This is a genomic window from Microbacterium sp. RG1 (genome assembly GCF_005347485.1).
In the GTDB taxonomy this organism is placed as follows: domain Bacteria; phylum Actinomycetota; class Actinomycetes; order Actinomycetales; family Microbacteriaceae; genus Microbacterium; species Microbacterium binotii_A.
Map to the genome: position 1 here is coordinate 2,668,466 of NZ_CP034121.1, position 21,468 is coordinate 2,689,933.

Consider the following 21,468-nt stretch of genomic DNA (forward strand, 5'->3'; position numbering starts at 1 on the left):
CTCGCGTACGTCCGTGGCGCTGAGTCTCGGACTGGCGCTCATCGTCGTGATGGCGGCGATCTACATCTTCGCGCCGCAGCTGCTTCCGGCGGACGTCCCCACGCGCCTCCAGGACGGGGTCACGCTCGCGCTCAGTGTGCTCATCGAGTCGCTGCCGTTCGTGGCGCTGGGCGTCGTGCTCTCGATCCTCGTCCAGGTGTGGCTGCCCGCCGGCGTCCTGGAGCGGTGGATGCCGCGACGCGCCTGGGCGCGGCGGGCGGTGCTGTCGTTGCTGGGCATGATCGTGCCGGTGTGCGAGTGCGGCAACGTCCCGTTCGCGCGCGGCCTGCTCATGCGCGGCTTCAGCGTCTCCGAGACGATGACCTTCCTGATCGCCGCGCCGATCGTGAACCCCATCGTGATCATCACGACGCACCAGGCCTTCGGCTTCAGCGACGGCATCCTCATCGCGCGCCTGCTGGGCGGCTACGCGGTGGCGAACCTCATCGGCTGGCTCTACAGCCGCCACCCGTCGCCCGACGCCCTGCTGACCGACCGTTTCCGCGCGACGTGCGAGGTCGTCGTCCACGAGCGCGGCGGGCGCGGTCGCCGCTCCCTGGCGCAGTTCCTCGTCGAGCTGCGTGCGGTCATGCCCGCGCTCGTGATCGGCTCCGCGCTCGCCGGCGCGGTGCAGGTTCTCGTGCCGCGCAACGCGCTGCTGGCCATCGGCTCGAACCCCGTGCTGTCGATCGTGGCGATGATGATGCTCGCGATCGTCGTCTCGATCTGCTCGAACATCGACGCCTTCTTCGCGCTCTCCTTCGCCTCGACGTTCACCCCCGGCTCGCTGGTCGCCTTCCTGGTGACCGGTCCGCTCGTGGACGTGAAGATGATCGCCCTGCTGCGCACGACCTTCTCCACCCGCGCACTCGTCGGGATCGTCACCACGGTCCTGCTGTTCGCCTTCGCGCTCGGAGCGGTGGTGAATCTCCTTGCGTAGCGTCCTCACCCGTTGGCTCGGCGCGGGGCTTGCCGCGGCCCTCGCCGTCATCACCCTGGTGCTGGCCGTCACCGGCCGCATCGGCCTGTACATCAACCCGGACGGGGCCTGGTTCGCGATCGGCATGGCCGTCGTCGTGCTCGTCGGAACGGCGCTCAGCTTCGTGCTGCCGCTCGGGGCCGAGGACGACCACGGTCACGACCACGGCGACGCCCACGACGAGGACCACACGCATCACGGGCACGAACGCCGGGTGTCGGCGGGAGCCGTGGCCGCGGTGGCCGGCGGCGTTCTGGCCTCGGGCGTCGTCGTGACGATGCTGGCACTTCCGCCGGCATCCCTCTCGGCGGAGCTCGCCGCATCCCGTGACGTCGGCGCGCCGCCGTTGTTCGCCGGATCGGATGTGATCTCGCTCGCCTCCACCGGTGACACGTCGAAGTTCGGGGTGGGCGACTGGGCCGCGGTGTTCGCCACGGCGACCAATCCCGACGCGTTCGAGGGCGACGCGGTGACCCTCACGGGCTTCGTCAGCGGCGACATCGACGGCGGGTTCGATCTCAGCCGCCTCGTCATCACGCACTGCGTGATCGACGCGCAACCCGCACGCCTGGCCATCTCGGCGGATGCGGCCGCGCCGTCCACCGGGCAATGGGTCACCGTCTCGGGCACGGTGCGCGCGACGGGATCCGGACAGCTGGCGATCGTGGCCGACCAGGTCACGCCGATCGACGAGCCGAGCGATCCCTATGAGTACTGAGGCCCGGCGCCCCTCGCGACGCGAGCAGTCCCGGCGCCGCCGCATCCGCGCGTACCTCGGGGCGTTCGCGATCGTGTTGGCCGTGCTGGCGCTCGCGGGTGCCGCCGCGGGCGCGGTCGGAACCCTTCAGGGCCCGCGGGTGACGAACGTGCAGTTCGACCCGCAGGCGGCGGTGTCCACATCCGGCTCGCGCCTGATCCTCACCACGACGCAGACCCTCACGGCGATCGACCCCTCGCAGGTGACCGTCAGCCCGGTCGCGGACTTCGCCGTCGAGACATCCGGCCGCAGCATCGGGGTGCGCTTCACGCTGCCGCTGCGCGACGACACCGACTACACCGTCACCGTCTCGGGTGTCGCGGGGCAGGGATCGGATGCGGCCGTCACCCTCACCGAGAGCTTCCGCACTCCGCCGCTGTCGGTGTATCTGCTGCAGCGTGGCGACGACGGCGAGCACGACACCGTCTTTCGCACGTCGCTGTCGGGCGAGGACGCCGTCCCCGTCTTCACGCACCGGCACATCGAGGACTTCCGCGCGACGAGTGCGCACCTCGTCATGTCGGTCGTCGACGACGACGGCTCGAACGAGCTCATCGTGACCGACCCCGACGGGACGGGACAGCGCTCGCTGCCGCTTCCCGGAACGGGGCCGATTCAGGACCTGCAGACCGCGGATCGCGGCGAGACCATCGGCTACACCTATACCGACCCCGACATGTCGGCCGCGGGGGCCCGGGCGAGCGTGCTGTACACCGCCTCGCTCAAGCCGGCCGACGCCGACACCCCGCCGACGCGCATCGACGTGTCGGGTGAACCGGCGAGCGTCGCGCAGTGGAGCTTCGTCCCCGATACCGACAGCATCCTCATGCTCTCGTTCCAGGGCCGGTTGCTGCTCGCACCGCCCTCGGGAGAGAACCCCGTCGATCTGGGAGCGGCCGCGCAGATCGAGGGCATCGCGCGCGGCTCGACGACGGCCATCGTGCTGCGCGCCGACGGGCTCGTCACGGTCTCGCTCGTCGACGGCTCGGAGACGCCGCTCGTCTCGACGCAGGACGCGACGGGCTACCTCGGCGGCGTCGTGCCTCTCACCGGCGATCGGACGCTGCGTCAGTACACCGATCCCAACGGCGCCGGCTCCTCGCTTCTGCTGGTCGACGGCGAGGGCCACGCCAAGCCGGTGTTCACGGTGGCGGCGAGCTCGGCCCTGCTGCAGACGTGCGTCTCGCCGTCCGGTCGCTACGCGGCCGTGCTGGTGCAGCCGGATGCCGCCAAGAACCCGTACGTGACGAGCTACGCCCTGCCGGTGCCCGAGACCGTCGAGACCCACATCCTGGATCTCGACAGCGAGACCGAGGTGTCCAGCCTCGGCGCCTTCGACATCTCGTGGTGCCAGGTTCCGCTGCGATGACGACCCATGTGCCGGCCACGCGCGAGGCGCTGAGCGCCCTGCCGGTGGAGGTCGCGCCGCTCCTGCTCGACGCGCTGCTCGAGGTCGAGCTCGACGGTGAACGCGTCGTGCTGCGTCTCAGCGAGGTCGAGGCGTACCACGGACGCGGGACCGGTGACGTGCCCGATCCGGGGTCGCACGCCCGCATGGGGCCGACGCCGCGCAACGCCACGATGTGGGGCGAGCCCGGCCACCTGTACGTGTATCTGAGCCACGGCATCCACTCCTGCGTGAACGTGGTCTGCGGGCCCGCGGGAGTCGCCGGCGGTGTCCTGCTGCGCGGCGCGGAGGTCGTCGGGGGTGCGGATGCGGCCCGTCGCCGCCGCAACGAACGCGGTGTCGTTCGCCACGACCGGGATCTCGCCCGCGGACCGGGCCGCCTCGGTGACGCCTCAGGACTCCGTCATCCCGTGCACGACGGCATCGACGCGGTGACCGGTGGCGTGCAGGCGGGGGCGCGAGCCCGGCTCCTCCTTCCGGTGAGTCCTCGCCGAGGCATCGCCACCGGCCCGCGCGTCGGGGTGGCGGGTGCCGCCGGCGGCGACGAGTTCCCGTGGCGCTTCTGGATCCCCGACGACCCCACCGTCTCGGCGTTCCGCTGGGGACGCGGCGCCGGACCCGGGCTCAGCGCAGCGCGGTGACCGCGGCGAAGGCCGCCTTGAGCGCCCGCATCCGCTTCTCGTAGCGGGCAGCCAGGAAGATGAGCGCCACCCCGCCGAGCCCCAGCCACAGCCACCAGAAGGCGACATAGGCGGCGGCGATCCAGGGCCACAGCTGCGCGATCGCGTGGACGAGCAGCACCGCCGAACCCACCACGAGCGGCGCCTGCAGAGCGCGGACCGCGCCGATGACGACGAGGGCAATCGCCACGGCGCCCAGCGCGACCACACGCCACAGTGCGGCGTCGGGATCGACGTCGTACGCGAGCGACGGCAGCGTCAGCAGGGCGAGCCAGCCGCCGAGCGCGGGCCATGAGCGCCGCGCGGGTTCGGCCCGCATCCGGGCGATGCCCACCGCGAGTCCTGCGAGAGCGGGCGGCAGCGTGATGACCTCGATCATCGTGATGACCGCGGGAGTCGTCGACGCGGCGGTGACGAGGGCGAAGGCGCCGGCGGCGCCCAGCAGCACGAGACCGTTCCGGCGGCGAAGCGCCCAGCCCGCGGTTCCCGCCGCGCTCAGCACGACCATGATCAGCAGGACGCGGACCGCGAGTCGCGCGCCGTCGAACGCGGCGAGCTCGGCGATCGTGAACGCGCCGACCGCCGCGGAGAGCACGATCATGGCGGCGACGTCGACGCGGCTGCCGGAACGGGTGCGCAGCGACGCGACGGCGATGGCGGTGACGAGCCCCAACGCCGCCAGAGTCCAGATCTCCGGTTCGATCGTGAAGAGGGCGCCCGGCAGCTCCGTCAGGAGCAGGATGCGGATTCCCGCCGCCGTGGCCAGCGTCACCGCGCTCGCGACCGCCGCGACGGCGGCGACGCCCCGCCAGCGCTCGCGTCCGAGCACGAGGGCGGACGCCACACCGACCAGCGCTGCGGCGCTCATCGTCACGGCGGTCGTCGTGGGCGCTCCGTCCAGCCGGAGGGCGACGGTCACGACCACGAAGGCCGAGCCGACCGCGGCGACGGATGCGGGGATGCCTGCCCGTGCGCCGATCCGGACGAGACCCGCCGCAACGGCGACCGTGCCGACGCCGACGACCAGAGACGCGATCGTGGGGGCAACCGCATCCGTTCCCGCGCCGCGCACCGCCATCGCCCAGGCGGCGACGAGGAGCACGAGCACGGAGGGCGTCTTGAGGCGGCCGATGTCCGGCAGGGGGGCGAGCACGAGGACGAGGGCGGCCGCGAGCGACAGCGAGATGACCAGCCACGTGCGCAGCGGCTCGACGGGTGCGAACACGCTCGGCAGGGCGGTGATCGTGAGGCCGGCCAGCCACGCCGCGCGTTCGAGGGCGCTGGTGCGGTCGGCGCGGACGGCGGCGAGGACGGCCCCTGCTGCGAGCGCGACGCCGGCGGGTGCGAAGGCCAGCTCGACCTCGGTGAACACGCCGCCGGCGAGCATCAGGGAGCCGGCGATCAGCGCGACGGCCCATGTGGTCCAGCGCAGTGCCGGTGTCAGCGGGATGCGGTGCGCACCGGCGGATGCCAGGTGCAGGGTGAGCAGGACGAGAACCAGGGTCAGACCGACCGCGAACGAGTCGTGCGTCGCGACGGCGCTGATGACGGCCGCCGAGGCCACGAAGGTCGCGACGGGGCCCGCCGCAGTCGCGACGCCCACCGCGGCGGCGGAGGTGTCCCGCGCGAGGCCGACACCGACGATCAGTGTCACCGCCACGGCCGCGGCCGCCCACAGGGCGGCGACCTCGGGTCCGGTGATGACGAGGCCGCTCGCCGCCAGCAGCAGTGCGCCGAGCGACGTGGCGGCCGCGGCGAGTCCGGGTGCGGAGGAACGAAGGCGCCCCAGGAACGACGCAGCGCCGGCGACGGCGGTGGCGATCGCGGCCGCGACGATTCCGCGCGTCGCGTCGCCGCTGAGCGCGGTGGCCGCGGACGGCAGAAGCCCCAGACCCACGCCGAACGCCGCCGCGAGTGTGGCCTCGGGGATGCGGCCGAGTCCGCTCAGCAGGACCGCGAAGGCGATGAGGCCCACGGCCGGTGGAACGACGTACGCCTCCAGGGCGGCGTCGGGCCATGCCGACCCGAGCCACAGCCACAGCGCCGCGGTCGCTCCCGCGAACGCGGGCCAGGCCAGGAGACGCCGCGGAGCCGCGGCGAGCGCAACTCCGCCCGCGCCCTCGGCGCGCCAGCCCCGGGTGACGGATGCGGCGCCGATCGCGATCGCGATGATCGCGACGAACGCCCCACGCCATTCGGTCGGGATCGGAAAGAGCACCCGACCGTCCGGGAGGGGACTCGGCCACGCCGCCAACAGGAGCACGACCGCCGCGCCCAGATCCGCCGCGAGCCGCACCCGAGGCACGCGTGCGCGGAGCGCGAGGACCGCACCGCCGGCGATGACGGCCGCGGCGACCGCAGCCGTCACCAGTGCGGTGATGAACGGCGGTGCGCCGACCAGAGTGAGCAGAGCCACTGCACCGGATGCCGCGGTGGGCGCGACGAACGCGGCACTCGCCCAGCCGACCGGGCTCTCCCGGTGCCGCGCGGTCAGTGCCGTCAACGCGACGACCAGCAGGGCCGCCCGTGCGATGCCGAGGCCCGGTTCGAGCAGGGCGCGCTCGGCGAGCGGCGAAGCGCCCAGTGCCGCCGCAGCGGGGAGGGAGACGGCGAGCAGCACGGTCGTCGCGAGGGCGAGCGCCCGGCGCGACGCGGCGTCGCGCCACCCGAGCAGCGAGGCGAGCGCCGAAACCAGTGCGACCCACTGCAGCAGCACGAACGCGCAGCCCGCGGCGGCCGCATCCGATGCTCCGCCGAGCTGCACGCTCAGCGCGTTCGGCGCGATCGTCGACGAGACCGCGAGCACGCCGATCGGAAGGACGGCGAAGGCGACGGCGAGTCCGCCCGCCGCGCGCGCGGCGAGCCGATGAGCCACGGGCAGCAGTGCGGCGACGGCGACCGCGGCGACCCACAGCCAGATCGCCGACAGGCCGGTCAGGTAGGCCGCGCCGGCGCCGATGTAGCCCGCGGTGAGCCATCCGGTCGTGTCCGCACGCCTGCGCATCGCGACGACGGATGCGACCGCGACGACGACACCCGCGGCGACCGCGACCGCGGGGATCAGCGTGAGGGCCGCGGCGGAGGTCAGCAGGAGGGTGCCCACGACCGGGCGGACGTGCCGCACGGAGTCTCGTCGTGCCGCGGGAGCGAGGAACACGAGCACGCTGAGCATGGCGGCGGCGACGAGTGCGAGCAGCGGGACCTCGAGTGAGCCGCCGGCGGCTTCGAACGCCGGTGTGCGCCACAGCGGCCAGTTCCCGTACATCGCGAGCGCCGCGCGGGTCGACCACATCACGATCTGCACGGCGAGCGAACAGACCGCGACGATCCCGGCGGCGATGGCCGCGGGGATCAGCCAGGGCAGCCGGACCCGCAGGCGATCCAGCGCGACCGCCGTGACGACCGCCAGGACCGGCGCCACGAGCACGCCGAACACGGGCAGATCGCTGCGGGCGGCGAGCTGCCACCCGGCGGTCGCGAGTGAGAGGGCAGCCAGCACGGATGCCGCAGCGCCGAGCCACGCGCCGGCGACGCGCTCGGGTGCGGCGGGGCGCAGCACGAACGCGTACGTCGAGCCGATCAGGATCACGCCGCCGTTGGCCCAGATGGCTGCGCCGACCCCCTCGGCGAACAGCGGCGTCAGCAGCGCGCCCGCTGCGAGGGCGGACAGGCCGACGATCGCGAGCACGAAGCGCTCGACGGCGCCGGTCTCGCCCGACCGTGCCGACGATGCGGGCGCGGGGAGCGCATGCGCGAGCCCGCCGACCGCGGCGCCGAGGAGTCCCGCGATCAGGGCCTCGGGCGACGGCAGTGCGACGGCGCCGCCGACCAGGAACCCGACCCCCGCGGGGAGTGCGACGGATGCGGCGAGATCGGGAGTGCGCAGACGCGAGAACCGGGCCCATGCGCGGCCGATGACCGCCACCGCGACGGCGCCGATGCCCGTCCACACGGCCGGTCGGAAACTCGCCGCGCCGAACAGATCGTTCGCGTACACCGCCCAGGTGTCGAGCCCCAGCAGCACGACGCCGAGCGCCGCGATCCCCTCCGCTGTGGCCGTGAGGCCCCTGCGCCGCAGCAGCGACGCACCGCCGATCGTGAGGAGCGTGATCGCGCCCACGATCACCGCACGAAGAGCGATGCCGGCCACGAACCAGGCGAGCAGCAGGAAGAACACCGCCGCGACGCCGACGAGAGAGACGCCCACGATGAGCAGCAACACCGGCACGGTGAGCCGCCGCCGGCGGGGTGCCGGCTCTGCGGCAGGCGGCTGCGCCGCGGGACGCGGGGATGCGGGGGCGACAGGTGCGGAGCGGACGGGCTCCGCACGTGCGGCGTCGGCCGCGAGCCCGCGGGCGTCCGGCGCTTCGGACTCGGCGACGGCTCCGGCGCCGACGGGATCGGGGATGATGGGGGCCGGCGGCGGGGCGGCCTGCTGCTGGGCGGCGAGAGCTGCCTGCTCCGCCAGCGCCGCTCGCTCCGCGAGGGCCGCCTGGCGCGCGGCGACGGCGCTCTCGCGGACGGCGGTCATGATGCTCTGGCGCGTGGCCTCCGCATCCGCCATCGTCTGGCCGATCGCGAGCACCTGCCCCATGCGCGGATCGTCCAGCGGCTGCCCGCAGGCGGGGCAGGGTGATCCGTTGATCACCGTGAAGCAGAAGGGGCACCTGTGCGGATCGCCGAGCTCGCGCGCGGAGGCGGGCCAGCGGCCCCCCTGCGGTGTGTCCGTCATCGTCTCCCCCGAATCGACGGCGTCGCAGCCGTCACGCCATCGTGGCAGTGCGGCACCTGTCGGGACTGTCAGCGCGCGGTGCGCTGTGGACAACGTGGGGTGACGGTCGGCGGGGGAGGGCCCTCGTCAAGGCGACACGCCGCACGTGCTAGACTGACTCCTTGTCTGTGCGCACTCCTGCGCGCAGTTCGTGTCCACATCCTCTTCCGGGTCGGAAACGGCCGGGTCGATCGTGGGCGCAGACAAGGGATCTTGGGTGGCGCCGTCCGGCGTCACGGTACAGAAGGAGACATCACCATGGCAGCAGTGTGCCAGGTGACTGGAGCGGTTCCCGGCTTCGGTCACAACATCTCGCACTCGCACCGCCGGACGAAGCGCCGCTTCGACCCGAACGTGCAGAAGAAGACGTACTACGTGCCCTCGCTGGGTCGTAACGTCAAGCTCAACGTCTCGGCGAAGGGCATCAAGGTCATCGACGCACGCGGCATCGAGTCCGTCGTCAAGGACCTCATCGCGAAGGGTGTGAAGCTCTAGTGGCGAAGAAGGCACAGGACGTCCGTCCGATCATCAAGCTGCGTTCGACCGCCGGCACGGGCTACACCTACGTGACGCGCAAGAACCGTCGCAACAACCCCGACCGCATCGTGCTCAAGAAGTACGACCCGGTCATCCGCAAGCACGTCGAATTCCGAGAGGAGCGCTGATCCATGGCTAAGAAGAGCAAGATCGCGCGCAACAAGCAGCGCCAGGAGGTCGTCGACCGCTACGCCGCCAAGCGCGCCGAGCTGAAGAAGGCGCTCGTCTCGCCCGAGTCCACCGACGAGCAGCGCGAGGCCGCCCGTGTCGGCCTGCAGAAGCTGCCGCGCAACGCGTCGCCCGTGCGCCTGCGTTCGCGTGACGTCATCGACGGCCGCCCCCGTGGTGTGCTGTCGAAATTCGGCATCTCGCGTGTGCGCTTCCGCGACATGGCCCACCGTGGCGAGCTGCCCGGTGTGACCAAGTCCAGCTGGTAAGCACCCGCATCCGCACGAAGGCCCGGAACCCCTGAGGTTCCGGGCCTTCGTCGTTCTCGGACGCCCGGTGGGGCCGATTCCGACCCATTTGGGTCATTTCGGGTGAGACACGCCGTCGGATGTGGGCGGTTCACGCCCAAAATCCGCGGAATCACGGGGTTCGTGGGTATATTCGTGCTCGGTCGATCCGACCAACCGGGGCCGAGCCCCGGACCGAAGTCAAGAAAGCGGCGTACCGCCGCCTGGAGGACAACCCACATGGCCGACAAGTCCATCACCAAGACCGAGCTCGTCGCGAGCATCGCCAGCGCCACGGGACAGAGCCAGTCCACCGTGTCGAGCGTGCTCGACTCCCTCTTCTCCACGGTCTCCGAGGCCGTCGCCAAGGGCACCAAGGTCTCCATCCCCGGTTGGATCGCGTTCGAGCAGGTCGAGACCTCCGCTCGCACCGGCCGCAACCCGCAGACCGGCGCCGAGATCGCCATCCCCGCCGGCAAGCGCGTCAAGGTGACCGCCGGTTCGAAGCTCAAGGCCGCCGTCAAGTAATCGACGACCGTCTGTGAGGGGGGAGCCGTGAGGCTCCCCCCTTTTCGTCGTCTGGGCGAGCTGACAGCGCAGCGCGCCTAGGCTGGAGCAGTGATGACGACCGCCTCCGCCCGCGCCGCCGGACCCCGTTCGGGCGGTCCCGGAACGGTCTCGGCGAGCACGCTGCGGGTGGCGGGCCCGGTCATCCTCGGAGTCACCGCTCTCGTGGCCCTCATCCTCGCCCTGGCCTACGGCGGGGGTGCCGCGCCGCTCGTCATCGCCGACGCCGGCCCCGTGGTCCGCTGGGGCCTTCCCATCGCCACCCTCGTGCTGAATCTCGCGGCGGCGACCATGGTGGGCGCTCTCGTGCTCGCGCTGTTCGGCCTGCGGCCCGAGGACCGCGCCTTCGAGGTCGCGCTGGACACCGCATCCATCGGCGCGGCGGTGTTCACCGTCGCGGCCGCCGTCACCGGGTTCTTCACCTTCGTCAACGTCTTCAACGCGGCCCCGAGCGCGGATGCGGTCTTCGGACAGCAGCTCGGCCGCTTCCTCGTCGAGGTCGAGCTGGGGCGGACATGGCTCATCACCACCGTCGCCGGCGCCGTGCTCACGGTGCTCACCTTCGCGGTGCGCGCGTGGACGCCGACCCTGCTCGTGGCCATCCTCGCGCTGGCCTCGCTCGTTCCGATGGGCACGCAGGGCCACTCCGGAGAGCTGGCGAACCACAGCGTCGCCGTCACCTCGCTCGTGCTGCACATCCTGGCCGCGGCCGTCTGGCTGGGAGGGCTCGTGCTGCTGGTCGTGATCCGGCCGGTCGTGGCGCGGTCGAGTCAGATCGCCCTGCTGCGGCGCTACTCCAGCATCGCGCTCGTCGCCTTCATCGTCGTCGCGGTCTCGGGCTCCGTCCGCGCCTGGGTCAGCGTGGAGGCGCTGCCCGCTCTCCTCAGCCCCTACGGCGGCATCCTCGCGGTCAAGGTCGTGGCCCTCATCGGACTAGGCCTGCTCGGCGCCTGGTACCGGCTGCGGCTCATCTCGCGGATGAACGAGAACGCGAGTGCCCGGCGGTTCTGGACGCTCATCGCCGTGGAACTCGCCCTCATGGGCATCGCCAGCGGAGCCGCCGCTGCTCTCGCGCGCACGCCTCCGCCCACCGATCAGCAGCCGCCGGTGGCGCGCACTCCCGCGGAGTTCCTCACCGACGCGCCCGTACCGCCGGAGCTCACGCCGCTGCGGTGGATCACGGCGTGGAACATCGATCTGCTGTGGCTGTTCGTCGTCGCCTTCGGGATCTTCCTGTACCTGGCCGGCGTGTGGCGCCTGCACCGCCGCGGCGACCGCTGGCCGATCTATCGCACGATCATGTGGGTGGCCGGCATGCTGCTGCTGCTGTGGGTCACCTCGGGTGCCGTGAACGCGTACCAGGAGTATCTGTTCAGCGTGCACATGGTCGGCCACATGCTGCTGACGATGGCGATCCCGCTGCTGCTCGTGCCCGGCTCACCGGTCACGCTGGCGCTGCGCGCCATCCGCAAGCGCGACGACGGGACGCGCGGCGGTCGCGAGTGGATCCTGTGGGCGGTGCACACGCCCTTCGCCAAGGTCGTCACGCATCCGATCTTCACCGCGCTCAACTTCGTGGCGTCGCTGTGGATCTTCTACTACACGGACCTGTTCCGGTGGTCGCTCTACGACCACCTCGGGCACATCTGGATGGTGACGCACTTCCTGATCACCGGCTACCTGTTCGTGCTGTCTCTCATCGGGATCGACCCGGTGCCGCTGCGCTTCCCCTACCCCTTCCGGCTGCTGACCCTCGTGGTCGTGATCGCGATGCACGCCTTCTTCGGTGTGGCGATCATGATGCAGACGGGCCTGTTCGCCGCCGAGTGGTTCGGCGCGATGGGTCGGACCTGGGGCGCGACGCCGCTCGAAGACCAGTACGTCGGCGGAGGTGTCGCCTGGGGCATCGGAGAGATCCCTTCCCTCATCCTCGGCATCACCGTGGCGATCCAGTGGAGCCGCAGCGACGAGCGCCTGCAGCGATCCAACGACCGCCAGGCCGATCGCACCGGAGACGCGGAGCTCGAGGAGTACAACGCACGTCTGGCGGCGATCGCCGCCCGCGACGCGCGTCGCGGTCAGGGCTGACTCAGAGCCCCGGGTCGTAGCCGCCAATGCGGATCGACGCGGTTCCGTCCGGGAGGATGTCGATCGTGCCGTTCACCACGAACGGTACGTCCTCGGACACCTCGCGCAGCGAACCGTCGGCCAGGGAGCGCACCTCGAGATCGATGTGCGCGACCGCATCCGCGTCGGGGATGACCCATCCCGCACCGTTGGGAAGGACCTCGACGGTGGGTTGTTGCGTGATCGACCAGGTCGGGAGCTTCTCGACGCGGTTGCGCACCACGAAGCCGAACGGGCAGCCCGTCGGCTGCAGCACCTGCTGCGTGCTGCACGCGGTGAGGAACTCCTCGACGCGCTGCTGCACGACCTTCACGAACTCGTCGGTCGGCTTGGTCTGAACGGTGACGGGCACGTTCACCATCGGCGCGTCCGCGAGAACGGCGAGCCCCTCGGACGTCGAGAGCGCGCTGTCGACGGTGACCGAGTAGAGGTTCGGCGAGAACACCAGCAGCGACACGGGCGCGACGGGGTCGGCGTCGACGCCATCGGGGGAGACCTGGCGACGGTCGACGCGGAATCCGTTGACGTCGAACGTGGACGAGCCGAGGACCATGAGGTTCATGACGGCGAGGGGGCTCTGGCTGAACCGCCACGTCGGGATGAAGCCGAGCGTCCCGTTGCTGCGGACCCGGAACGAGGTGGTCCCGTCGTGCCCGCCGGCGACGTAACTGGCGGTCACGACCGTGTCGGCACCGTCGGTCTGCTCGGACACCACGTGGGCGTCGGTGAGGGAACCGAGCGCGGCGCTGCGCAGGAGTGCGTCGGATGCGGATGCGGGCAGTCCCGCATCCGTCAGCTCCGAGGAGTCGAGCGAGACGCCGGGCAGGGCCAGAGCGTCAGCGGCGCGTCCGGACTCGAGCATGCTCAGATAGCGCTGCACGAAAGCGGAGGGGCTGTAGAACTCCTGGTACAGGGCCGCCGTGCCGGCGCCCAGGGCCGCGAGCAGGAGGGCGCCGATGAGGCCGAGGGTCGTGAGATCGAACGCCAGGCGCACGCCGGGGCGCCGGGTTCGTCTCAAGCGGCTCACGGGCCAAGTCTAGGAAAGGGTCCCCGCGAAAGCGCGGGGAGTCGCCCCCGGGCGTCATGCGGCCGCGCGGCGCCTAGCATGGATCGGTGAGCACCCCCGCCCTCTCCGCCGAACAGCAGGCGCTGTTCCGGCTCATCGAGGACACCCGGGAGCACGTGTTCGTCACCGGTCGCGCCGGCACCGGCAAATCGACGCTGCTGCAGCACCTGGCGTGGAACACGTCGAAGCAGATCGCCGTCTGCGCCCCGACCGGCGTCGCCGCCCTGAACGTCGAGGGCCAGACCATCCATTCGTTGTTCCGGCTGCCGATCGGCCTCATCGCGAACAGCGAACTCGACCAGTCGGACGCCACGCGCAAGCTCCTCAACGCGATCGACACGCTCGTGATCGACGAGATCTCGATGGTCAACGCCGACCTCATGGACGCCATCGACCGGGCGCTGCGCCAGGCCCGGGGCCGGCGGGCGGAGCCCTTCGGCGGCGTGCAGATGGTGATGTTCGGAGACCCGTACCAGTTGGCGCCCGTTCCGCCGCGGGGTGACGAGCTGCGCTATGTGCGCGACCATTACCACTCGTTCTGGTTCTTCGACGCGCACGTGTGGGCGGGGGAGTCGAGCGGTGACGGTCTCATGGACATGGGGCGGTACGGCGCCGATCTGCACGTCGCCGAGCTGCGCGAGATCCATCGGCAGTCGGACCCGGGGTTCAAAGCGCTGCTGAACGCGGTGCGCTACGGCCAGGTCACCGCGGACATGGCCAAGATCCTCAACGACACGGGCGCCCGCACGCCCCCTGAGTTCTCCGCGGACGAGCCCATCATCACGCTCGCGACCCGCAACGACCGCGTCAACGCGATCAACCGGCGCCACCTCGATGCCCTCTCCGGTCGTGTGCAGACCGCGCACGCCGAGGTCAGCGGGGACTTCGGGCGCGGGGAGGCCGCCTTCCCCGCCGAACAGGAGCTGCAGCTGAAGGTCGGCGCGCAGGTCATGTTCCTGCGCAACGACACGCAGTCCTACGGCGACGGGCCCCGATGGGTGAACGGCACGATCGGCACGGTGGTCAAGATCGCCGGGAGCATCGTCCGTGTGGAGATCGACGGCCGCGACTACGACGTCGAGCCCGCGGTCTGGGAGCGTTTCCGTTACGCGTACGACGCCGCATCCCGATCGCTCAGCCGGGAGGTCGTGGCCGAGTTCACGCAGTTCCCGCTGCGGCTGGCGTGGGCGGTCACGATCCACAAGTCGCAGGGAAAGACGTACGACCGCGCCATCGTGGATCTCGGAGCGGGAGCCTTCGCGCCCGGGCAGACCTACGTCGCGCTGTCCCGGCTCACCTCGCTCGACGGACTGTACCTGTCGCGGCCGCTCCGGCCTTCCGACATCCGCGTGGACCCCGACGTGCAGCGGTTCATGTCCCGCGCCCGCGCCTGACCGCATCCCCTCGCTCCCGGTTCCGCTCCCCGGGGGTTCCCCCCTTCCTTGCCCGAGTTGCGTCGCTCTTGCGCAGATGCGCCACTTTTGCGCAGCTGCGACAGTCCATGACTGTGGCGGGTGCGCAGAAGTGTGGCTGTTGCGAGGGGTCGGGGGTGGCGGATGCGGTGGCGGGGCGTCGGGTCGAGGGCGGGCTTTCAGCAGGACATCCGGGAAGACCCGCCGGGTCCGGGCGCCGCGGGTCGAGGGCGGGCCGGGTTCAGGTGGACGGGCTGCACCGAGAGCTACAGTTCTGCGCAGATGCGCCAGTCAATAACTGCCGCGGATGCGGAAACATGTGGCAGTTGCGCATATGCGACGCAACTCGGGCACAGGAGGGCGCCCCACGCACGGATGCGAGCCCACGCACGGATGCGAGCCCACGCGCGGATGCGAGCCCACGCACGGATGCGGCGCGCCGGGTCAGGCGGCGGCTTCGGCCTTCGCCCGAGCGAGGTCCTCGAACAGCTCGGTGTTGAAGCGGTAAGCCAGGAGCACCTCGTCGATCACGCGCTCCTTCTCGGCCTCGTCCCAGGGGGCGGAGTCGAGCTGCACGCGGTAGTGCTCCTTGAACTCCTTCGGGTCGGCGATGTCCGCGAAGATGTAGAAACCGATGCCGTTGGTGTCGAAACCGAACCGGCGCTGCATGAGCTTGCCGATGAACAGCCCGCCCGACAGGTCGCCGAGGTAGCGGGTGTAGTGGTGTGCGACGAATCCTCCCGGCCACGTCGCGCCGACCTGGTTGATGCGGTCGACGTAGCGCCGGGTGGTCGGCAGGGGCTCGATGCGCTCGCGCCAGTCGGGACCGACGAGGAACTCGAGATCGGCGGCGAGAGCGGGAAGGCGGGTGAGGCGCTCGCTGATGAACACCGCCGCCACGGGGTCGCGCCGCATCCGCTCGGCCGCCGATTCCAGCGCCTCGTAGATGAACCAGTGCTGCGCGACGAGCGCGATGTAGTCATCGCGCGTGCCCTCGCCTTTGATCAGGTCGGACATGAATCCGGCGCCCTCGCTGCCCGAGTGGGCACCGCTGGAACGTTCGCGAAGGGCTGCGGAGAACGGGATCGGCTCGCTCATGCGGCCCACTATACCTTCAGGTAAGCAGAACCTAAATCGTCAATTCGCCCAGGATGTCGGATGCGGTCAGTGAGGGCGCGGCTCGATGCCCAGCTCGGCGCATGCAGCGTCATACAGCGCAACGATCTCGCGTCGCACCTCGGCCCGCTGGGTGATGGGACCGCCGGGCCACGTCAGCCGCATGTCGACGCTCGCGCCCCCGGCAGCCGTGATGATCCAGTCCCCGCCGTCGCCGTCGAATCCGACCATGCGGGCGCCGACGGGCGCCGGATGCGGGCCGAAAGCGCGTGCGAAGAGCATGTTGTCGTCGGAGTGATCGGAGTTCATGTGCCCGAGAACACCGGCCAGTGTCTCGTCGTCGAAAACGTGGGTCATGCAGCACAGCCTAAGAGCCGTGATGGTCTTGTGATGTGGGTGTGTTTGAATGCTGGAGCACGACCGCGGGGGTGAAATGCCGATCAGTTCCGGCTTCAAACGCGCTGCCGCCGCGATCGCCGGCGCAGCTGCCATCGTTCTCGCGCTCGCGGGATGCACGCCGGCCAAGAGCGTCGAGATCGACATGCCCACGCAGGTGGAGGGCGCCTTCCCGGCAGACACGCAGACGCAGCTCGAGTCGGCGGTGAACTTCGCGATGGCCGCGACCGGTTCGACCGGCGCGATCGTCGGTGTCTGGGCGCCATGGAGCGGGTCATGGGTGGCCGGTGTCGGCGATGCCTCGGTCGACGACGTGTTCCGGGTGGGCGATCTCACCCGCCCGATGATCTGCGACGTGCTCTACGAGATGGTGGATGCCGGCACCGTCTCGCTCGATGACGAGGTGCGCACGTACGTCCCCAGTGTCGCCGGTCTCAGCGGCGTGACCCTCGGGATGCTGTGCGACGGAACGAGCGGTCTGGGCTCGTACGGTGCCGTGCTGCAGGACGACGCGATCGGCCTGCCCGCCCGCGAGTGGAACGCCGCGGAGCTCGCCGCCTACGGTATCACCGGGTTCGACCCGGCCACGGCGGGCGCTGCCTGGCGCGACTCCGACACGGGCTACGTGCTGCTCGGACTCGCGCTCGAGAACGCCGGCTCCCAGAGCGCCTCAGCTCTGCTCGACGAGCACGTTTTCGCGCCGCTGGGGCTGAGTCGCACCAGCCTTCCCGGGCGCACCGCAGCGAAGCCCGGACAGCCCTCGCTGACGGGTCTGTTGTCGCAGCCGGGCCCCGACGGTGCCATGAACTGTGCCGAGCCGCGCGACATGACGACCATGTCGTCCAGCTTCGGCTTCACGAACGCGGGAGTCGTCTCCACGATCGCCGATGTCGGCCGCTACACGCAGGCGCTCGCCGCCGGATCGTTCGGCGGCGAGGAGCGCTTCGCGTCCCCGATGCTCGTCTCCCCCGACCAGCCGTCGTGGCTCACCGCCACGGGCGGCGCCTTCCAGGCCGGTTCGCTCATCGGACAGTTCGGTTCGGTGCCGGGGTACATCACCGCGTCCTTCGCCGACCCGACCACCGGCATGACCGTCTCTGTCGTGCTGAACAACTCGGCGGCCTCCGACCTGGTGGGCGCGTACCTCGCGTGGGAGCTCGCCTCCATCGCCTCCAAGGCGCCCGCGGCCAGCGGTCAGAGCACCCCGGATGCGGGTCTGCCCTGGACCGCGCAGCAGTATCACGACGCGATCGCCGCTGCGGCCGTGTGCCCGCTGCCCGCTTCGTGACCGCTCGCTCCGGATCCACCTCCGCCGTCGCCCTGGTCCTGGTCGGCCTCGCCTGCCAGGAGGTCGGCGCCTCGCTCGCCGTTCTGCTGTTCGATGAGGTCGGACCGCTGGGCATGGTCATGCTCCGGCTCGTCTTCGCGGCGATGGTGCTGTTGCTCATCGCACGACCGAGCCTGCGGGGGCATTCGCGGGCGGCCTGGCTCGCGGTCGTCCGGTTCGGGCTGGTGCTGGCGCTGATGAACGGGCTGTTCTATCTCGCTCTCGAACGCCTGCCGCTCGGCGTCACCGTGACGATCGAGGTGCTCGGGCCGCTGACGCTGTCGATCATCGCGGCGCGTCGGGCCTCCGCGTGGCTCTGGGCCGGACTCGCGTTCGTGGGCGTCGCTGCGCTCGGCGGGGGTGGCTGGGACCGCCTGGATGCACTCGGCGTGGTCTTCGCCCTGGGAGCCGCCGCGAGCTGGGCCCTGTACATCCTCGCCTCGGCGCGGGTCGGACGCGAGTTCGTCCGGCTCGACGGCCTCGCGTTGGCCATGGCCGTGGGCGCCGTGCTCTCGCTCCCCTTCGGCATCGCGGATGCGGGCGTCGCGCTGCTGCGGCCCGACCTGCTGGCGCTCGGGGCCGGGGTCGCCGTGCTCTCTTCGACGATCCCCTACGCGCTCGAGCTGTCCGCATTGCGCCGCCTGGCCGCATCCACGTTCGCGATCCTCATGAGCCTCGGACCGGCGACGGCGTCGATCGCCGGCTTCCTCCTGCTCGGGCAGCACCTGAGCGTGCTCGAGATCGCGGGCATCGCCCTGGTGATCGCCGCCAGTATCGGCGCGGTGCTGATGGCCCCGCGTGCCCGCCGCCAGGACGAACCGGTGGCCTGAGCGCTCAGCCCGCGAGGATCGTGTCGATCAGATGGTCCGCCACACCCGCGTCGACGTCGAGCACGATGCGCGTGCGCACACCGTCGTGGTCGCGCATCGCCACGCGCTGGCCGCGCAGGTCGGCGATCGTCTGACCTCGCCCCGGTCCGTCGGTGACGTCGACCGTCACCGGCACTCGGGGTGCGCGTGACGGGGTGATGCCGCCCACGATCGCGGCGGCGAGCGGGTCGTGCAGCGCGCATGTGCGATGCCCGTAGGTGTCGCGGTAGAAGTCGAAGTAGTGATCGAGGATGTGGCCGATCGCCGAGACGAACGGGCGATCGTCGGCGACGAGCCTCTCGCGCTGCTGCTCGCTCATGGTGTGCTCCATGGTCGCGTCCAAGGGCACGAGCGTCACATCCCAGTCGGCGGCGAGGAGCGCTGCCGCCGCCTGCGGGTCGTTGTAGACGTTCGCCTCGGCCGCTGCCGTGATGTTGCCGGGCACGAGGGCCGCGCCGCCCATGGCCGTCACCGCGGCGACGCGCTCGGGAAGCGTGGGATCCGCCTCCAGGGCGTGCGCGAGGTTCGTCATCGGCCCGATCGTCAGCACGTGCAGGCGTCCGGCGTGGGCGTGAGACAGGTCGATGAGAAGCTCGACGGCGCTGCGCGAATCCGCCGCCCGCGGGCTCCGGGGCAGCTCGACGCCGCCGATGCCGTTCTCGCCGTGCACCCACTGCGCGCCGCCCCCGTAGGGGTGGTCGAGATGATCGTGGGCGCCCTGCGCCACGGGGATGTCGTCGCGGCCGGCGAGGGCGAGCAGGTCGAGCGTGTTGCGCGTGGCCTCGGCGGCGGAGATGTTGCCGCTGACGGTGCCGACCCCGACGAGGTCGATCGTCGGGGAGGCCAGCAGGTACGCCAGCGCGACGGCGTCGTCGACGCCGGTGTCGCAGTCCAGGTAGACGGGGGTGGGCTCGGTCATCGTTCTCCTCGGTGGGTCGGGGCGCGACCCCCTCGTCCGCCTGTTCGGTTATATCTCCTCCAGCGCCGAGGTGCCGCATCCGGGGCTTCGGTGCGTGGTGGAATGGGGGGATGCTCGGTCCCCTCTGCGTCGTCGGAAGCATCAACGTCGATCTGACGGCCACCACCGATCGATTGCCCGGTGCCGGGGAGACCGTTCTCGGCGGTCGGTTGCGGCGCGACCCCGGTGGCAAGGGCGCCAACCAGGCGGTGGCCGCGGCGCGTCTGGGTGCTCGCGTGCGCATGGTCGGTGCCGTCGGCGACGACACCGACGGTCACGCGATGCTGCAGAACCTGCGGGAGGCGGGCGTCGACACGAGTGACGTCTGGCTCGGCGACGATGCGACCGGGACCGCACTGATCATCGTCGACGAGGCCGGCGAGAACCAGATCGTCGTCTGTCCGGGAGCGAACGACACGGTGCGCCTCGACGGGGTGGCGTTTCAGGCGGACGAGGCGGTCCTGGCGCAGCAGGAGATCCCGGTGTCCGCGATCGCGGCGCTCGCCGAGGTGCCCGGTTTCCTCGCCGTGAACGCGGCGCCCGCGCGCGCGGTGCCGCAGGCGGTGCTCGAGCGCGCGGACCTCGTGATCGTGAACGAGACCGAGTACGAACTGCTGCCGGCGCTCGCCGCCGCCCGCCGTGTGGCGGTCACCTACGGCTCCGACGGTGCAGCGCTGCGGGAGGGCGGCCGCGAGGTCGCACGGGTGAGCGCCCCGCGGGTCGCCGCGATCAACTCCGTCGGGGCGGGCGACGCGTTCTGCGCCGCACTGACCTTGGCGTTGCACGCCGGATGGGACGACGTCGCGGCCCTCACCGCCGCCTGCGCGGTCGGCGCCGATGCGGTCACCTACGAGGGTGCGCAGCCGCCTTTGCGCCGCCTCGAGACCTACCGCTGACACGATCCGGCGGCGTGGGACGCGGGTCGGACCCGTGGGAATTGTCTGGACAGATGTCGAAGCACTCAGCGTGAGGCGCGGAGCTATCGTGAACGCACCCTCGGCCCGTGCGGCTCGAGAGCGCTCCCCTCAACGACTGTGAAACAAGACACCCTGGAGGCTTCCCATGGCTTACGTGACCACCGAAGACGGCGCAGAGATCTACTTCAAGGACTGGGGCAGCACCGACGCCCAGCCCATCGTGTTCCACCACGGCTGGCCCCTCTCGTCGGACGACTGGGACGCCCAGATGTTGTTCTTCCTCAGCAAGGGCTTCCGCGTCATCGCGACCGACCGCCGCGGGCACGGCCATTCCTCGCAGATCGGCACCGGCCACGACATGGATCACTACGCGAGCGATGTGAACGCGGTCGTCGAGCACCTCGACCTGCACAACGCGATCCACGTCGGACACTCGACGGGCGGCGGCCAGGTGGCCCGCTACGTCGCGAAGTACGGCGAGCCCCAGGGTCGCGTCGCCAAGGCGGTGCTCGTGTCGTCCGTGCCCCCGCTCATGGTGCAGACCGACGCCAACCCCGAGGGCACGCCGATCTCGGTGTTCGACGGCTTCCGTGAGGCGCTCGCCGCCAACCGTGCCGAGTTCTTCGAGGCCGTCGCATCCGGTCCCTTCTACGGCTTCAACCGCGAGGGCGTCACCCCCTCGCAGCCCGTCATCGACAACTGGTGGCGGCAGGGCATGACCGGCAGCGCCCTCGCCCACTACCTGGGCATCAAGGCGTTCTCCGAGACCGATCAGACCGAGGACCTCAAGGCCATCACGGTTCCCGTGTTCGTCATCCAGGGCGACGACGACCAGGTCGTCCCGTACAAGGATGCGGCGCTCAAGCAGCACGAGCTGCTGCAGAACTCGACGCTGAAGATCTACGAGGGCTACCCGCACGGCATGCTGACCACGCACGCCGATGTCATCAACCCCGACATCCTGGCCTTCATCCAGGAGTGACCCGCTGACACCCGGCCCCGACCCCGCAGCCCTGCAGGGTCGGGGCCGGCTGTCGTCCGGGTGTGGCAGGCTTGCGAACAGCACCCCCTTTCCCTCCCGAAGGAT

General features: G+C 71.1%; 19 protein-coding genes. 14 read left to right on the forward strand and 5 right to left on the reverse strand.

The genetic code is table 11. The features are described 5' to 3' along the window. The first annotated feature begins 49 nt into the window (after positions 1–49). From EHF32_RS13030 to EHF32_RS13045, 4 genes are read left to right on the forward strand one after another with little or no spacing between them, the layout of a single operon-like run. Positions 50–979, forward strand: coding sequence for a permease (locus EHF32_RS13030; RefSeq protein ID WP_307325893.1), 930 nt, complete (start codon positions 50–52; stop codon positions 977–979). After that, entirely contained in the window at positions 972–1,736 is a 765-nt protein-coding gene (locus tag EHF32_RS13035) for a TIGR03943 family putative permease subunit (protein WP_137418583.1), read from the forward strand. Before EHF32_RS13030 ends, EHF32_RS13035 begins: the two co-directional genes overlap by 8 nt. Beyond that, complete coding sequence (locus EHF32_RS13040) at positions 1,726–3,144, forward strand: hypothetical protein (RefSeq protein WP_137418584.1); 1,419 nt, start codon at positions 1,726–1,728, stop codon at positions 3,142–3,144. The genes EHF32_RS13035 and EHF32_RS13040 overlap by 11 nt, the downstream gene beginning before the upstream one ends. Next, positions 3,141–3,824, forward strand: coding sequence for a DNA-3-methyladenine glycosylase (locus tag EHF32_RS13045; protein WP_137418585.1), 684 nt, complete (start codon positions 3,141–3,143; stop codon positions 3,822–3,824). Before EHF32_RS13040 ends, EHF32_RS13045 begins: the two co-directional genes overlap by 4 nt. Here the strand turns inward: EHF32_RS13045 and EHF32_RS13050 are convergent. Beyond that, a complete protein-coding gene (locus EHF32_RS13050; RefSeq protein ID WP_137418586.1) occupies positions 3,808–8,457 on the reverse strand; it encodes an SCO7613 C-terminal domain-containing membrane protein in 4,650 nt (1,549 codons plus the stop codon). The two genes, EHF32_RS13045 and EHF32_RS13050, sit on opposite strands and share 17 nt — an antisense overlap. 435 nt (positions 8,458–8,892) lie before the next feature. On the opposite strand from EHF32_RS13050, the gene rpmB reads away from it, so the two are divergent. The 5 genes from rpmB to EHF32_RS13075 all read left to right on the forward strand — a co-directional run bounded on the left by rpmB (position 8,893) and on the right by EHF32_RS13075 (position 12,281). After that, on the forward strand, positions 8,893–9,129 hold the full coding sequence (gene rpmB / locus EHF32_RS13055; protein WP_137418587.1) for a 50S ribosomal protein L28: 237 nt from the start codon (positions 8,893–8,895) through the stop codon (positions 9,127–9,129). Next, positions 9,129–9,299 carry a 50S ribosomal protein L33 gene (gene rpmG, locus EHF32_RS13060; protein ID WP_005051772.1) on the forward strand — a complete coding sequence of 57 codons (171 nt, stop codon included), beginning with the start codon at positions 9,129–9,131 and terminating at the stop codon, positions 9,297–9,299. The genes rpmB and rpmG overlap by 1 nt, the downstream gene beginning before the upstream one ends. A 3-nt stretch (positions 9,300–9,302) precedes the next feature. Then, complete coding sequence (rpsN, locus tag EHF32_RS13065) at positions 9,303–9,608, forward strand: 30S ribosomal protein S14 (RefSeq protein WP_137418588.1); 306 nt, start codon at positions 9,303–9,305, stop codon at positions 9,606–9,608. Positions 9,609–9,866: 258 nt separating this feature from the next. Further along, positions 9,867–10,154, forward strand: a complete 288-nt coding sequence (locus EHF32_RS13070) for an HU family DNA-binding protein (RefSeq protein ID WP_137418589.1) — start codon at positions 9,867–9,869, stop codon at positions 10,152–10,154. A gap of 93 nt (positions 10,155–10,247) precedes the next feature. Continuing rightward, positions 10,248–12,281 (forward strand): cytochrome c oxidase assembly protein, encoded by a 2,034-nt coding sequence (locus EHF32_RS13075; protein ID WP_137418590.1) that lies wholly within the window; start codon positions 10,248–10,250, stop codon positions 12,279–12,281. Position 12,282: 1 nt separating this feature from the next. On the opposite strand, the gene EHF32_RS13080 is transcribed toward EHF32_RS13075, so the two are convergent. Continuing rightward, entirely contained in the window at positions 12,283–13,347 is a 1,065-nt protein-coding gene (locus EHF32_RS13080) for a hypothetical protein (RefSeq protein ID WP_238343709.1), read from the reverse strand. Between the two features lie 86 nt (positions 13,348–13,433). On the opposite strand from EHF32_RS13080, the gene EHF32_RS13085 reads away from it, so the two are divergent. Further along, positions 13,434–14,780: an ATP-dependent DNA helicase gene (locus tag EHF32_RS13085; RefSeq protein WP_137418591.1), complete on the forward strand. Its 1,347-nt coding sequence runs from the start codon at positions 13,434–13,436 to the stop codon at positions 14,778–14,780. Between the two features lie 462 nt (positions 14,781–15,242). Here EHF32_RS13085 and EHF32_RS13090 read toward each other — a convergent pair whose 3' ends face one another. Together EHF32_RS13090 and EHF32_RS13095 are read right to left on the reverse strand one after the other, a co-directional pair. Next, positions 15,243–15,896 (reverse strand): biliverdin-producing heme oxygenase, encoded by a 654-nt coding sequence (locus tag EHF32_RS13090; RefSeq protein WP_137418592.1) that lies wholly within the window; start codon positions 15,894–15,896, stop codon positions 15,243–15,245. A gap of 66 nt (positions 15,897–15,962) precedes the next feature. After that, positions 15,963–16,271: a DUF2470 domain-containing protein gene (locus tag EHF32_RS13095; protein WP_137418593.1), complete on the reverse strand. Its 309-nt coding sequence runs from the start codon at positions 16,269–16,271 to the stop codon at positions 15,963–15,965. Between the two features lie 76 nt (positions 16,272–16,347). On the opposite strand from EHF32_RS13095, the gene EHF32_RS13100 reads away from it, so the two are divergent. Both EHF32_RS13100 and EHF32_RS13105 read left to right on the forward strand, forming a co-directional pair. Continuing rightward, positions 16,348–17,598: a serine hydrolase domain-containing protein gene (locus EHF32_RS13100; RefSeq protein ID WP_137418594.1), complete on the forward strand. Its 1,251-nt coding sequence runs from the start codon at positions 16,348–16,350 to the stop codon at positions 17,596–17,598. Continuing rightward, entirely contained in the window at positions 17,595–18,467 is an 873-nt protein-coding gene (locus EHF32_RS13105; protein ID WP_137418595.1) for an EamA family transporter, read from the forward strand. The genes EHF32_RS13100 and EHF32_RS13105 overlap by 4 nt, the downstream gene beginning before the upstream one ends. 4 nt (positions 18,468–18,471) lie before the next feature. Here the strand turns inward: EHF32_RS13105 and EHF32_RS13110 are convergent, their stop codons facing one another. Next, positions 18,472–19,425, reverse strand: a complete 954-nt coding sequence (locus tag EHF32_RS13110) for a nucleoside hydrolase (RefSeq protein ID WP_137418596.1) — start codon at positions 19,423–19,425, stop codon at positions 18,472–18,474. A gap of 110 nt (positions 19,426–19,535) precedes the next feature. Between EHF32_RS13110 and EHF32_RS13115 the strand changes: the two genes are divergently transcribed. Both EHF32_RS13115 and EHF32_RS13120 read left to right on the forward strand, forming a co-directional pair. Further along, complete coding sequence (locus EHF32_RS13115; RefSeq protein ID WP_137418597.1) at positions 19,536–20,360, forward strand: ribokinase; 825 nt, start codon at positions 19,536–19,538, stop codon at positions 20,358–20,360. Between the two features lie 166 nt (positions 20,361–20,526). Then, positions 20,527–21,363 (forward strand): alpha/beta fold hydrolase, encoded by an 837-nt coding sequence (locus EHF32_RS13120; protein ID WP_137418598.1) that lies wholly within the window; start codon positions 20,527–20,529, stop codon positions 21,361–21,363. The last annotated feature ends 105 nt before the right edge of the window (positions 21,364–21,468 follow it).